Raw genomic sequence first — 14,078 nt, 5'->3', positions numbered from 1 at the left:
GAGCGGGCTTGCTCGCGAAGAGGGGGTGTCAGTCGGTATTTGTATGAACTGACACTCCCTCTTCGCGAGCAAGCCCGCTCCCACAAGGGGGTATGGTGTTGAGGTAGAAGGCATAAAAAAACGCCGCTCATCTCACGATGGGCGGCGTCTTTCATTGCGTTGCAACGTTAGGCTTGAACGACCGGGATGTTGGCGTTCGCAGCAGCTTCACGGAACTCGGCGATCTGGTCGAAGGACAGGTAGCGGTAGACATCGGCCGCCATGCTGTCGATCTTGCCAGCGTATTCCATGTACTCCTCGACGGTCGGCAGGCGACCCAGGATGGAAGCCACGGACGCAAGCTCAGCCGAAGCCAGGTAGACGTTCGCGCCGTCACCCAGACGGTTCGGGAAGTTACGGGTCGAAGTCGACACGACAGTCGAGTTCGGCTCTACACGTGCCTGGTTACCCATGCACAGCGAGCAGCCTGGCATTTCCATGCGCGCACCGGCCTTGCCGTAGATGCCGTAGTAGCCTTCTTCGGTCAGTTGGTGAGCGTCCATCTTGGTCGGCGGCGACAGCCACAGACGGGTTGGCAGCTGACCCTTGACCTGTTCCAGCAGCTTACCGGCAGCGCGGAAGTGACCGATGTTGGTCATGCACGAACCGATGAACACTTCGTCGATCTTCTCGCCAGCAACGCTGGAGAGCAGGCGAGCGTCGTCCGGGTCGTTCGGAGCGCACAGTACAGGCTCCTTGATGTCGGCCAGGTCGATCTCGATGATTTCGGCGTACTCGGCGTCCTTGTCCGCTTCCATCAGCTCAGGGTTGGCCAGCCAGGCTTCCATCGCCTGGGCACGACGCTCCAGGGTACGGGCATCGCCGTAGCCTTCGCCGATCATCCAGCGCAGCAGGGTGATGTTGGACTGCAGGTATTCGGCAATCGACTCTTTGGACAGCTGGATGGTGCAACCGGCAGCCGAACGTTCAGCCGAGGCGTCAGACAGTTCGAACGCTTGCTCGACGGTCAGCTTAGGCAGGCCTTCGATCTCCAGGATGCGACCGGAGAAGGCGTTTTTCTTGCCTTTCTTCTCTACGGTCAGCAGGCCAGCCTGGATCGCGTAGTAAGGAATGGCGTGAACCAGGTCACGCAGGGTGACGCCTGGCTGCAGTTCGCCCTTGAAGCGAACCAGGACCGACTCAGGCATGTCCAGCGGCATGACGCCGGTGGCAGCGGCGAACGCAACCAGACCGGAACCGGCCGGGAACGAGATGCCGATCGGGAAACGGGTGTGGGAGTCACCACCGGTACCGACGGTATCCGGCAGCAGCATGCGGTTGAGCCACGAGTGGATGATGCCGTCGCCCGGACGCAGGGAAACACCGCCGCGGGTCATGATGAAGTCAGGCAGGGTGTGGTGGGTGGTCACGTCGATCGGCTTTGGATAAGCCGCGGTGTGGCAGAAGGACTGCATCACCAGGTCGGTCGAGAAGCCCAGGCACGCCAGGTCTTTCAGTTCGTCACGGGTCATTGGACCGGTGGTGTCCTGGGAACCCACGGTGGTCATTTTCGGTTCGCAGTAGGTGCCCGGGCGAACGCCGGTCACGCCGCAAGCCTTGCCGACCATTTTCTGCGCCAGGGTGAAACCCTTGGTGCTTTCAGCCGGAGCTTCAGGCTTCTTGAACAGGGTCGAAGGTGGCAGGCCCAGCTCGGTGCGAGCCTTCTCGGTCAGGCCACGGCCGATGATCAGCGGAATACGGCCGCCGGCACGAACTTCGTCCAACAGCACCGGGGTCTTCATTTCGAAGGTGGTCAGGACTTCGTCGGTGCCGTGCTTGCAGACTTTGCCAGCATGCGGGTACAGGTCGATCACGTCGCCCATGTGCATGTTGGAAACGTCGAATTCGATTGGCAGTGCGCCGGCATCTTCCATGGTGTTGTAGAAGATCGGAGCGATCTTGCTGCCGAAGCAGAAACCGCCGGCACGCTTGTTCGGCACGTAAGGAACGTCGTCGCCGAAGAACCACAGTACGGAGTTGGTGGCCGATTTACGCGAAGAACCGGTACCGACCACGTCACCGACGTAGGCGATAGGGAAGCCGGCGTTGCGCATTTCTTCGATCTGCTTCATCGGACCGGTGACGCCTTGTGCGTCAGGCACGATGCCGTCGCGAGCCATTTTCAGCATGGCCAGGGCGTGCAGCGGGATGTCCGGGCGGGACCAGGCGTCAGGCGCAGGGGACAGGTCGTCGGTGTTGGTTTCGCCGGTGACCTTGAACACGCGCAGGCTGATCTTGTCGGCCAGGGTCGGGCGCTTCACGAACCACTCGCCGTCAGCCCAGGATTGCAGCACGCCTTGGGCGTGAACGTTACCGTTCTTGGCTTTTTCAGCGACGTCGTGGAAGGCGTCGAACATCAGCAGGGTGTGCTTGAGTTCTTCGGCAGCTACTGGAGCCAGTTCGGCGTCGTCCAGCAGGTTAACCAGAGTCACGATGTTGTAGCCGCCCTGCATGGTGCCGAGCAGTTCAACAGCGCGCTTCTTGTCGATCAGGGGGGATTTGGCTTCGCCTTTGGCGATGGCGGACAGGAAGCCGGCCTTTACATAGGCTGCTTCGTCCACTCCAGGCGGAACGCGATTGGTGATCAGGTCAACGAGGAATGCTTCTTCGCCAGCCGGGGGATTTTTCAGCAGCTCGACCAGGCCTGCAGTTTGTTCGGCGTTTAGCGGCTGGGGAACGATACCCAGTGCTGCGCGCTCTTCGATATGTTTGCGGTAGGCTTCAAGCACAGTTATTACCCTCATCAGTGGTCCCAAATGGGTGTCCGGGACGCTCATCCCGAAATTGCCGTACTCATGCGCTGCATGGCGTTGTGAGCCACTTAGCCAGAATTACCGACAATTCCTTACAGAAGCTGCTTTCAAAGTTTTACGCCTGCAGAACGGGAGCTGATGAGGGTTGGCGTTGGGCTTTTCCCCGCTGGAAAAACCCCTCGCCAACACCGCTCTGAAGGAACGACTGTGCTCGTGACGCTTTGAAAACAGCTTCTAACGGACATTGGCGCCTAAAAAGGCAGGCTGATTCTACGGCAAAAAAAAATTTAAGGTAAGTCAGTGTTTATTGGACTTTGGTGGCGGTGCTCAGCAGAGCCCGATTCTCCATGGGCCCTGAACTTTGAGGGGTGATCAATGGCCGACAAAGGGCTAACATGCGGGCCTGTTCTGCCTTCTCGCGTTTTTGCCTATCTATGCCCAATCAGACCATCAAGACACCCTGCGTCGGCCTCTGCTCCACTGTTTACGGTGACCTGGTGTGCCGTGGCTGCAAGCGTTTCCACCACGAAGTGATCCACTGGAACGGTTACAACGAGGAAGAAAAGCGCGCGGTATGGCTGCGTCTTGAGCAGTTGCTGTCCCAGGTGATGGCCGCCAAGGTGGAAATTTTCGACCCGGCACTGCTGAGAATGCAGCTGGAGCAGCGCAAGATCCGCTTCGTGCCCCATCAGTCGGAATATTGCTGGGCCTATCAGTTGATTGCGCGCGGTGCGCGGGTGATCAACAACCTGGAAGCCTACGGGATGGTGTTGCTGCCGGAGTTTCGCGAGTGGAACCTGCCGGAATTGCGCGACGCCATTGATCGGGAATTTTTCCTGCTCTCCGAAGCCCATTACCAGCGCTACATAGCGCCGGGGTTCCTCAAGGACGCGTTTGGAGGCTGAGTTTTAAAAGCTTCGCGAGCAAGCCCGCTCCCACAGGGGATTTGCGTCGTTCACAAATCCTCTGTGGGAGCGGGCTTGCTCCGGGCGGCGTTCCGACGAAGACGGCCTTTCAATCACCACAAATCTCAATGCTTGACGGCAACCTCCTCCAGATGATCCTCAATCTCCTGCGGCTTGAGCACCAGTACATCGCTCTCGACCGAATCGAGCACCACTTCTGCGGTATTGCCGATCAACGCCCCTGACAACCCGCTACGCGCCACGGTACCGATCACCGTCACTGCCGCCTGCAGCTTGTGCACCATAAACGGAATCAACACGTCCGCCGGGCCTTCCTCGATGTGCAGGTGCTCATCGTCGATGTCGAATTCAGCCTGGAACGACTTGCATTGCTCGCGGTAGCGCGCCTGGATGGTTTCGCTGAGTTGAAACGTTGGGTCGGCCGACGACAGCATCGGCGAAGGATGGGCACTGATCACGTGCAAGTGGGCCTTGGCCAGGGTTGCGATGTCATAGCCATGATCGATGATGGTGTCGTGTAGGTGGCGGTGTTCGAGGTCGCTGTTGCCGACGTCGATGGCTGCCAGGATCACTTTGTCTTTCCATGAACCAGCGGTTTTTACCAGCAGTACCGGGGAAGGGCATTGGCGCAGCAATTTCCAGTCTTCGGGTGTCAGCAGGGCCTTTTTCAGTGCGCTATCGGGAAAGTGCTGCTTCACCACAAGGCCGCAGCCTTCGGCTTGCTGCACCTCGATGATGGTTTCGTGCAGGCTCTGATTCCAGGCCTGCTCGGTGGTGACGGTGTAGCCGTCGGCAAGTAACGCGGCCTTGAGCACGCCCAGCATGCCACTGTGATCATGCTTGGGGTCGCACACCAGCAGGTGCAACTGTGCCTGGGTCACACCGGCGATCAACTTCGCCCGTTTGAGCGCCAGGCTTTCCGAGTGCTCGGGTTCGATGACCACCAGAATGCTGCGAACGGCTTGCATGTGCGGGATCTCCTGAAAATAAAAAAGCACGGCGTTGCACAACTATAGTTGCTGTCTGCGATTCGGGGACTTGATGCATATCAACGGTTGGCGACTGGTGGTCTGCGGGCAGGCCGGTATAATCGGCGCCCTTCGTTTTGAACCTATTTTTCCGTGAGCCCCATGATCCTTCCCGAAATTCACGAGTTCCTTGGCTGCCGCACCCCCGACGGCTGGATCCAGGCCGCGCTGGCCGATCAGGAAACCCTGCTGATCGACCACAAGAACTGCGAATTCAAGGCGGCGAGCACCGCGTTGAGCCTGATCGCCAAGTATCACTCCCACTTCGATCTGATCAACATGATGTCGCGCCTGGCACGGGAAGAGCTGGTGCACCATGAACAGGTCATGCGCTTGATGAAACGGCGCAAGATCGAATTGCGCCAACTGTCCGCCGGGCGCTATGCGTCGGGGCTGCGCAAGGTGGTACGCAGTCACGAGCCGGTGAAACTGGTGGACACCCTGGTGGTAGGGGCGTTCATCGAGGCCCGCAGTTGCGAGCGTTTCGAAGCGCTGGTGCCGCATCTGGACGAAGAGCTGGGCAAGTTCTATTTCGGTCTGCTCAAGAGCGAGGCCCGGCATTTCCAGGGTTACCTGAAACTGGCGTACCAGTACGGCGATGCCAAGGATATCGCCCAGGTGATCGACAAGGTCCGCGCCGCCGAGCAGGAACTGATCGAGTCGCCGGATGTGGAATTTCGTTTTCACAGCGGTGTGCCTGCTGCGGCCTGATTATTCGGTGTTGTTTTTGCGGGCGCCTTCGCGAGCAAGCCCGCTCCCACATTCGACCGCATTCCCATGTCAGAACCCGGTCAACTGTGGGAGCGGCGGTGCGACGATTCGACTTGCTCGCGAAGGGGCCATCAGCAACACAAAAGCTAACGGCTCAAACCCAGGCGTTCATGCCATTGCGCGATGGACTCTTCGGGGTACACATCGAACTGTTTATCCCTTGGCTGCGCCTGGACCTCAACCCACGGCGCCTTCGAACCCAGCATCAGGTGCGTGTGCTCCGGCGGCACCGGCAGCGGCGTGTCGATGGCCGAGGCAAACGGGTGAATCAATTCCGGCCACTGCGGGCTGAACAGCCATAAACCCGAGCCGCAGACCGAGCAGAAATGCCGCTCGGCCGTGCTGCTGTGGGCGCGTTTGTCACCTTCGTCCTTGAGCCGTGCGTGGTAGATCGCAATGTGCTTGCGCCCGCGCACCTTCAGGCTGGCGGCATCGCCACCGAGGTTGATCGCATAACCGCCACCCCCTCGGGTCTTGCGACAGATCGAGCAGTAGCAACGCTGGTAAGGGTAGGGGTGGGCGCTGGTCAAACTGAACGACACCGCACCGCAATGGCAGGAACCTTCGAGTTGCATGGGAGCCTCCGGCTGTCTTGAGCGTATCCAAGACAGCCTAGACCGTCGCCGGTCGCCACCGGTTTCAGTTTGAGTGTTCAACATGTGCCGGGTTTTGGATGGGGGGTGAATGGGCCGGCCCTTTCGCGAGCAAGTCGAATCGTCGCACCGCCGCTCCCACAGGGGATTACATTCCAACTGTGGGAGCGGGCTTGCTCGCGAAGAACGATAACGCGGTGTTACTGGACGCCCACCAACGGCCAAGTCAGCATGTCCCCCTCGAAACCGGGACATGACCTGATGCGACGATTACCTTCCTTGGCAGCCCTGCGAACCTTCGAATGCGCCGCCCGCCACGCCCATTTCGGTCGGGCAGCGGCCGAGCTGTGTGTCACCGACAGCGCGGTCAGCCACCAGATTCGCCAACTCGAAGAGCAGCTCGGCGTGCCGCTGTTCGTGCGCGAGGGCCGGCAGATTCGCCCGACCCTGGCCGCCGGGCGCCTGATGCAGAGCTTGCAGCAGGCGTTCGAACTGATTGGCGATGCCTGCGATGAACTGCGTGACCCTTCATCCCTGGCGGTATTGCGTCTGGCGGTCACCGCCGAGCTGGCGCAAAAGTGGTTGATGAGCCGGCTCACCGATTTCTACGCGCGCTACCCACACATCACCTTGCATCTATACGAACAGCCGATCGACGCCACGGCGCCCGGGGAGGACATCGACCTGTCGATCACCTACGGCACCGGCCCGGTGGACAGCAGCGCGTATTTCGTCCGGCCGCTGCCGGCGTTGCAGTTCTTCCCGGTGTGCAGCCCCGGCCTGTTCAACCAGGGCACCCTGAAAACTCCGAAGGACCTGGTCCGCCATTGCCTGCTGCACGACGACCAGGACGGCAAGACCTGGACCGCGTGGCTCACCAGCCATGCCGGCGATCAGCGCCCCGACCGGCAGCTGTATTTTGCCCACGCCGGGCTGGCACTGGAGGCTGCGGCCCAAGGGCAGGGCGTGGCCATGGGCGACAACTTGACGGCCCAGGAAGATTTGCTCAGCGGGCGGCTGGTACGGCCGTTCACCTCGAGCATGACTGCACTGGGCCAATACGCACTGGTGTGCGAACGGGTGCGGCTGGAGCGTCCGGCAGTGGCGCAGATGCTGGAATGGTTCAACGATCAGTTGCTCGATTGATGAGTTAGATTCAAGTATTCCGAAATAATCATCGTTGGCGAGCCAGTCGCCAACGCCCTTAGCCTGTGGTCATTCCAATCCCCGCTGAAGAGGTTTGACCATGGCCCGCTTGCTCGACACCACCCCCAAACAGGACGGTTTCCGTCTGCCCGGCGAATTCGAAGCCAAGTCCGGTTGCTGGCTCGGCTGGCCGGAGCGCACCGACGTCTGGCGCAACGGGGCCAAGCCGGCGCAGAAAGTCTGGGTGCAGATCGTCACCGCCATTTCCATGAGCGAACCGGTCACCGTGTGCGCCTCGGCGGCACAGTTTGCCACCGCCCGTCGCCAGTTGCCGCCGCAGGTGCGTGTGGTGGAAATGACCTGCAACGACACCTGGTTCCGCGACAGCGGCCCGTGTTTTGTGGTCAACGATCGGAGCGGTGAGGTGCGCGGCGTCGACTTCGAATTCAACGCTTATGGCGGGCTCGACGGTGGCCTGTACTACCCGTGGGACAAGGACGACCAGATCGCCAGCAAAATCCTCGAAATCGAAGGCTTCGACCGCTATCGCGCGCCGTTGATTGCCGAACTGGGCGGCATCCAGAGTGATGGCCAGGGCAGCATCCTGACCACCGAACAGTGCTTGCTCAACCGCAACCGCAACCAGCATCTGGGCAAGGACGAAGTCACCCGCCGCCTGACCGACTACCTCGGCGCCGAGCAAGTGATCTGGCTGCCACGGGGCTGCAAGTTCGACGAAACCGATGGTCATGTCGACGACCTCGCGTGTTTCGTACGTCCTGGCGAAGTGGTGTTGCAATGGACCGACAATCGCGATGACCCGCAGTGGGAAATCTATCAGGAGGCCTACGACATCTTGCGCAGCACCCGCGACAGTCGGGGCCGCGAGTTGATCGTGCACAAGCTGCCGCAACCGGATGTGCTGGAGTGGACGGCCGAAGAAGCCGAAGGCCTGGACCAGCAGGACAGCACCCATACCCGCCAGGCCGGGACGAAGATCTGCGCGTCGTACATCAACTACTACGCCGGCAACAGTTCCATCGTGGTGCCGTTGTTCGGTGATCGCAACGACAAGGTGGCGCTGGCGACCCTGGCCGAATTGTTCCCGAAACACAGCATCGTCGGCATCGAAAACTCCCGGGAAATCCTCCTCGGTGGCGGCAACGTCGCGTGCATCACCATGCCGCAGTACGCTGGCAAAGGAGTGTGAAAATGGGCCTGCACAAACTGACTCAAGCAATACTGCTGGTGCTTGCACCCCTGTGTGTGCAGGCCGCCGATACCGCCAGACCGGTGGTCAACCTGTACATCTGGGGCGAGTACCTGGCCCCGGACACCTTGAAGAACTTCGAGGCGAAAACCGGCATCCATGTGGTGGCCGATCACTTCGATTCCCTGGAAACCGTCGAGACCAAACTGTTGACCGGCCGCAGTGGTTACGATCTGGTGTTGACGGCGGGGCAGCATCTGTCGCGAGCCATCGAGAGTGGCGCGGTGCAGACGATCGACAAACAGCAACTGCCGCATTTCGCCGGGGTCGGCGAGGAGTTCCGCCAGCACATGGCGGCGTTCGATCCCGGCAACCGCCATGCCGGGATCTACGCCTGGGGCACCACGGGCGTGGGCTATCAGGAACAGGCGGTCAAACAGCGCCTGCCGGAAGCGCCGACCGACAGTTGGGCGATGCTTTTCGATCCGGCCGTGGTCTCGAAATTCGCCGATTGCGGGGTCAGCCTGCTCAACGATCCCAATGAAGTGTTTGCGGCGGTCATGAAGTACATGGGCCTGGACATCAACCGCCAGAACCTCGATGACCTGAAGCTGGCCGAACAGCAACTGGCGAAGATTCGGCCCTACATTCGTTACTTCGACAATGACCTGAACATCAGCGACCTGGCCAACGGCAACACCTGCGTGGCGATGTCGTGGAACGGCAACGTGGCCATCGCGGCGGGCCAGGCCGAGGCGGCGGGCAAGCCGTATTCGCTCAAGTACCGGATTCCGAAGGAGGGCACGTTGATCTGGTTCGATGCCATGGTCATTCCCAAGGACGCACCGCACCCGAAGGCCGGTCTGGCGCTGATGGATTACTTGATGACTCCGGAAGTGATCGCGCCGATCACCGACACCATCCATTACGCCAATGCGATCACGGCGGCGGACGGCCTGGTCGACCCGGCGATTCGCAACGACCCGGGGACGTATCCGACGGCGGCGGTCAGGGCTTCGCTGTATAGCAAGAATGACAATGGCAAGGCGTTCAACCGGGCGCTGATCCGGGCGTTCAGTCGGTTGAAGTCGGGGTTGTGATCAGTTTCGGGTGATGTATTGACTGGGCTGACGCTTTCGCGAGCAAGCCCGCTCCCACAGGGGATTGCATTCCAACTGTGGGAGCGGGCTTGCTCCGGGCGGCGTTCCGACGAAGAACGATAACGCGGTCTACCGGTTGGGCACCCGCCACAAATACCACGCCGCCACCGTCCGATACGGGCTCCACGCCAACCCGATCTCGATCATCTGCTTGCGCGTCGGCTGCACCTGGAGCCCCTTGAGCCGTCGATAGCCCTCACGCACGCCAAAGTCATCGGCCGGCAGGATATCCGGGCGTTCCAGGCTGTAGATCAGCAGCATCTCCACGGTCCAGCGACCCACGCCACGCAAGGTGATCAAGCGTTCGATCAGCGCTTCATCATCCATGGCCAGCGCCGTGGCGTAATCCGGCACCACGCCGTCCAGCGAGGCTTGGGCGATGCCCTGAATGGTCGCGATCTTGCTCGCGGAAAACCCGCAACTGCGCAGTCGGTCGAAATCCGTGGCGACGATCTGTTCAGGTCTGGGAAACGAGCCTGAACCGAACAGCGCCAGCAGCCGGCCGACGATCGCATCGCCGGCCTTGGCGTGCAGTTGCTGATAGGCAATCGCCCGCACCAGCGACTCATACGGGTCACGGGCCGCATGGGGCTGGTGCAGGCACGGGCCGATGGCGTCGATGTGGTGGCGCCAGTCTTCATCGATGGCGGCCAGGAACGCGCTGGCCGCCCGATAGCCGTCGGCCATGGGTTCAGGCTTTCCCGGACGGTTTCAACAGGGCGTTGATTTCGCCATAGGTGAAAGCCTTCAGGTTGTGGGTATCGAACTTGCCGGTTTGCAGAAAGCTTTGGGTAATGCCAGCCATGGCGCCGTAGAGGAATTCGGCGATGCCGGAACCGGCGGTCAGACGGCGTACGCCAAGTGCTTCAAGCGCTTCGGGCGACGGCAGACCCGGGAACCCCAGCACATTCAGCGGCAGCGAGGTGCCGTGGCACAGCGCCTTGATCTCGTACTCGGCGGTTACGCCCGCCGCAAACAGGCCATTGGCACCAGCTGCCTGATACAGCGCAGCGCGCCTGAGGGTTTCCGCGACGCGATCTTCGGCAGGTACCAGGCCCCGCAGGTAGACATCGGTACGCGCATTGATAAACAGGTTCACGTTGCGTCGGTCGGCCACCTGGCGCGCGATCTCAATCTTGCGCACCAGCAGCTCCGGCGGTGAGGAACCGTCTTCGATATTGATCCCGACAGCGCCGGCGGCGATCACCGCATCAACCACCTGGGCCACCCGTTCCAGGTCATCGGAATAACCGGCTTCGATGTCCACAGTCAGTGGCACCGAAATGACCCGGGCAATCGATTCGACCGTCGAGACCAGGCGCTCAAGGGGCAGGGTGTTGCCGTCCGGATAGCCATGCACCCAGGCCACCGCCGCGCTGCTGGTGGCTACGGCCTTGTTGCCCAGTTGCTCCACCAGCCGCGCCCCGGCGGCATCGGCGACGTTGGTGAGGATCAGCAAACCCTCGTGATGCAGTTGGTGCAGTTGATTGTCGAGCCTGTCCATCGAGTTTCCTTCCTTATGAAAAATCTGTGGGGGGATCAGAACGCCAGTTGCTCCGTGAACTGCACCGCGGCGTTTTCCAGCCTGAGCAGAAACGCCTTGCGCGGCTGGCCTCCAGCGTAGCCGGTCAACGAACCGTCGGCACCGATCACTCGGTGGCAGGGCACGACAATCGATAAGCGGTTATGCCCGTTGGCCAGGCCCACCGCCCGACTGGCACCGGGCTTGCCCAGGCTCGCCGCGATGGCGCCGTAGGTGGTGGTCCGGCCGTAGGGGATCTTCGCCAGTTCAGCCCAGACCCGGCGGGAGAACTCGCTACCGGGCATGTGCAAGGCCACGCTGAACTCAGTGAGCGTGCCGGCGAAGTACGCGGACAATTGCGCTTCGATCTGCTGCAAATGCGCGTTGTGCCCCGGCGCCACGGCATAACCGAAACGGTTTTGCAGCGCTTGGACCGCAGGGTTCAGCGATGCCTGGTCGAGAAACTCCAGCAGCACCAGCCCGCGCCGTTCGGCCATGGCGATCATCGGCCCCAGCGGCGTGGTCAGGCGCGTGAACAGCAGCGGCTCGCTGTTGGCCGCCTTGCCCGGGGTGATATGAAATGATTTCTGAAAGGCGTCGCGAAATCCGCTCAGGGACTCGTAGCCGGAATCGAAGGCGACGTCATCAATGGAGTCTCCCTGTTTGATCCCGCCCAACGCCATGCCCAGGCGCCGGGCGCGCAGCCAGGCGTGGAAGGTCATGCCGAAATGCTGCTTGAACCAGCGGCGCAGTTTCAGTGGTTCGATGCCTGCGGCCATTAGCTGGGCGTCAGTCCAGCGCTGCTCCGGGTCGGCGTCTACCGATTTGAACAGTGTCTGCACCCAGTCCGGCGCGCTGGCGGCGGTGTCCAGCGGTTTGCAGCGCAGACAGGCGCGATAGCCCGCCGCCAGACACTGTTCGGCGTTGGCAAAGAACTCGACATTCTCAGGCTTCGGGCTGCGGGCAGTGCAACCGGGGCGGCAGAAGATGCCTGTGGTCTTGACCGCCGTGAAGAACACGCCCTCGTAGGAGGTGTCTCGCTCGAGCATGGCGCGAACCATCTCGGCACGGGGCGGAAGCAGCGTTTTTTGTAGGTTCATGGGCGCAGCATAGATCGCGGCATAGGCGACCTCCACCGGAAAATCGACAGCGAATTCCGGACTGGAAATTGATTTCCCCCTGTGGGAGCGGGCTTGGTCCGGGCGGCGTTCCGACGAAGGCGGAGTGTCATTCGACATTGAGGTGACTGACACTACGCCTTCGCGAGCAAGCCCGCTCCCACATTAGGTAAATGCTAATCCTTCAGGCGCGTCTGGCCATCAGAAGTACCGAGGCCGCAGCCGACAGCAACCCGGCACAGCAGCGATTGAATATCCGCTTGCCCGACGGCTTGGCGAACCAGCGGCGCATGTGCAGGCCCATGTAGGCGTAAGCGCCGATGGCGATCCACTCCAGCACCAGAAACAGCGCCCCCAACACCACGAACTGCGGCGCAATGGCGTGGGTCGAGTCGACGAATTGCGGCAGGAACGCGGTGAAAATCAGAATCGCCTTGGGGTTGCCGGCCGCTACCAGGAACTCCTGCCGGGCCAGTGCCAGCGTGCCCACGGGGGCTGTGGTGGCCAGATTTTCGACGCCGGGATCGGCGCGCCACAATTGCCAGGCGAGATAGAACAGGTAGGCAGCGCCGAGGATCTTGATGGCGTAGAACAGCAGTTCAGAGGTTTGCAGCACCACCGCCAGCCCCGCCGAGGCCAGGGCAATCATCCCGGCGAACGCCAGCAACCGGCCGATGCCGGCCACACACGCGGTGCGGTAGCCATAGCGGGTCGAATTGCTGACCGACAGCAGGTTGTTGGGGCCGGGTGCCATGTTGAGGGCGAAGCAGGCCGGCAGGAACAGGGTGAGGGTGGCGAGGTCCATGGTGGGCTCCTGTAGCAAGAACGCTATTTTTATCACGGCTCAGCGGTGGCCAGACCCATACAGTCATGGGCGCAAACCACCGTACACGGGGCTATCCGGCGAATTTCTTCGCCCCGGCCACGCAAAGGATCACGGCGACAGTGACACCCAGCATGCCGACACTGACGTGTTCATGCAGCAGGGTGGCGGCCAGGGTCAGCCCGAAAAACGGCTGAAGCAACTGCAATTGCCCGACGGCGGCGATGCCCCCTTGGGCCAGCCCGCGATACCAGAACACGAAACCGATCAGCATGCTGAACAGCGAGACGTAAGCCAGGCTGAACCAGGCCGGCGTGCTGATGCCGCTGAACGAGGCCGGCATGCGCATCCAGCTGAGCGCCACCACGACCGGCAGCGACAGCACCAGCGCCCAGCTGATCACCTGCCAGCCACCGAGCGTGCGCGACAGCTTCGCGCCTTCGGCATAACCCAGGCCGCAGGCAAGGATGGCCAGCAGCATCAGGATGTCGCCTTGGGGGGACGCGGTCAGCCCTTGGGACAGAGCAAACCCGACCACCAGTAAACTGCCCAGCACCGAGAAGATCCAGAATGCCGCCCGTGGTCGTTCGCCGCCGCGCAGGACGCCGAACACTGCTGTCGCCAGGGGCAACAGGCCGACGAAGACGATCGAGTGCGCGGACGTCACGTATTGCAGCGCCAGCGCGGTCAACAGAGGGAAGCCGATGACTACGCCCAGGGCGACGATGGCCAGTGGTATCAGTTGCCGGGGCGCGGGACGTTTTTCCTTGAACAACCCCAGCAGGCACAGCGCCAGGACAGCCGCGATGGTCGCGCGGGCGACCGTCAGGAACACCGGGTCAAACTCCAGCACCGCCACCCGTGTCGCCGGCAGCGAGCCGCTGAAGATCACCACGCCGATCAGGCCGTTGATCCAGCCGCTGGTGCTGTTTTCCAGCGTCCGGTGTTGCAGGTTCGAGGTCCGTTCCATTTGGCTCACGCTCATTGTC

Annotated in this window: 13 protein-coding genes; 5 read left to right on the top strand and 8 right to left on the bottom strand. The window is 61.5% G+C overall.

Annotation, left to right across the window (positions count from 1 at the left end):
* Positions 1-167: 167 nt before the first annotated feature.
* Positions 168-2,768 (bottom strand): bifunctional aconitate hydratase 2/2-methylisocitrate dehydratase, encoded by a 2,601-nt coding sequence (gene acnB / locus AC07W4_RS15750; RefSeq protein ID WP_495033071.1) that lies wholly within the window; start codon positions 2,766-2,768, stop codon positions 168-170.
* 458 nt (positions 2,769-3,226) lie between these two features.
* On the opposite strand from acnB, the gene AC07W4_RS15745 reads away from it, so the two are divergent.
* Positions 3,227-3,697, top strand: a complete 471-nt coding sequence (locus AC07W4_RS15745; RefSeq protein WP_056727706.1) for a DUF1289 domain-containing protein — start codon at positions 3,227-3,229, stop codon at positions 3,695-3,697.
* A gap of 125 nt (positions 3,698-3,822) precedes the next feature.
* On the opposite strand, the gene AC07W4_RS15740 is transcribed toward AC07W4_RS15745, so the two are convergent.
* Entirely contained in the window at positions 3,823-4,686 is an 864-nt protein-coding gene (locus AC07W4_RS15740; RefSeq protein WP_495033029.1) for a universal stress protein, read from the bottom strand.
* 162 nt (positions 4,687-4,848) lie between these two features.
* Here AC07W4_RS15740 and AC07W4_RS15735 point away from each other — a divergent pair, with 162 nt between their 5' ends.
* Positions 4,849-5,457: a MiaE family protein gene (locus tag AC07W4_RS15735; RefSeq protein ID WP_495033028.1), complete on the top strand. Its 609-nt coding sequence runs from the start codon at positions 4,849-4,851 to the stop codon at positions 5,455-5,457.
* Positions 5,458-5,603: 146 nt separating this feature from the next.
* Here the strand turns inward: AC07W4_RS15735 and AC07W4_RS15730 are convergent, their stop codons facing one another.
* On the bottom strand, positions 5,604-6,092 hold the full coding sequence (locus tag AC07W4_RS15730; RefSeq protein WP_495033027.1) for a GFA family protein: 489 nt from the start codon (positions 6,090-6,092) through the stop codon (positions 5,604-5,606).
* A 279-nt stretch (positions 6,093-6,371) separates the two neighbouring features.
* Between AC07W4_RS15730 and AC07W4_RS15725 the strand changes: the two genes are divergently transcribed.
* From AC07W4_RS15725 to AC07W4_RS15715, 3 genes are all read left to right on the top strand, one after another.
* The gene (locus AC07W4_RS15725; protein ID WP_495033026.1) at positions 6,372-7,256 is read left to right on the top strand and encodes a LysR substrate-binding domain-containing protein; all 885 of its coding nucleotides are present in this window, start codon (positions 6,372-6,374) and stop codon (positions 7,254-7,256) included.
* 100 nt (positions 7,257-7,356) lie between these two features.
* Positions 7,357-8,466 carry an agmatine deiminase gene (gene aguA, locus AC07W4_RS15720; protein WP_008050807.1) on the top strand — a complete coding sequence of 370 codons (1,110 nt, stop codon included), beginning with the start codon at positions 7,357-7,359 and terminating at the stop codon, positions 8,464-8,466.
* Between the two features lie 2 nt (positions 8,467-8,468).
* Positions 8,469-9,566 carry an extracellular solute-binding protein gene (locus tag AC07W4_RS15715; protein ID WP_495033025.1) on the top strand — a complete coding sequence of 366 codons (1,098 nt, stop codon included), beginning with the start codon at positions 8,469-8,471 and terminating at the stop codon, positions 9,564-9,566.
* Between the two features lie 129 nt (positions 9,567-9,695).
* Here AC07W4_RS15715 and AC07W4_RS15710 read toward each other — a convergent pair whose 3' ends face one another.
* The 5 genes from AC07W4_RS15710 to AC07W4_RS15690 all read right to left on the bottom strand — a co-directional run bounded on the left by AC07W4_RS15710 (position 9,696) and on the right by AC07W4_RS15690 (position 14,059).
* Complete coding sequence (locus AC07W4_RS15710) at positions 9,696-10,313, bottom strand: DNA-3-methyladenine glycosylase family protein (RefSeq protein WP_495033024.1); 618 nt, start codon at positions 10,311-10,313, stop codon at positions 9,696-9,698.
* Between the two features lie 4 nt (positions 10,314-10,317).
* Complete coding sequence (locus tag AC07W4_RS15705; protein ID WP_495033023.1) at positions 10,318-11,130, bottom strand: isocitrate lyase/PEP mutase family protein; 813 nt, start codon at positions 11,128-11,130, stop codon at positions 10,318-10,320.
* A 35-nt stretch (positions 11,131-11,165) separates the two neighbouring features.
* The gene (locus AC07W4_RS15700; RefSeq protein ID WP_495033022.1) at positions 11,166-12,248 is read right to left on the bottom strand and encodes a bifunctional transcriptional activator/DNA repair enzyme AdaA; all 1,083 of its coding nucleotides are present in this window, start codon (positions 12,246-12,248) and stop codon (positions 11,166-11,168) included.
* A 202-nt stretch (positions 12,249-12,450) separates the two neighbouring features.
* A complete protein-coding gene (locus AC07W4_RS15695; protein WP_495033021.1) occupies positions 12,451-13,071 on the bottom strand; it encodes a LysE family translocator in 621 nt (206 codons plus the stop codon).
* 91 nt (positions 13,072-13,162) lie between these two features.
* Positions 13,163-14,059, bottom strand: a complete 897-nt coding sequence (locus AC07W4_RS15690; protein WP_495033020.1) for a DMT family transporter — start codon at positions 14,057-14,059, stop codon at positions 13,163-13,165.
* Between the last annotated feature and the right edge of the window lie 19 nt (positions 14,060-14,078).

Source organism: Pseudomonas sp. GW821-FHT02A08, assembly GCF_059422045.1.
This window is presented reverse-complemented; position numbering and strand designations above follow the sequence as displayed.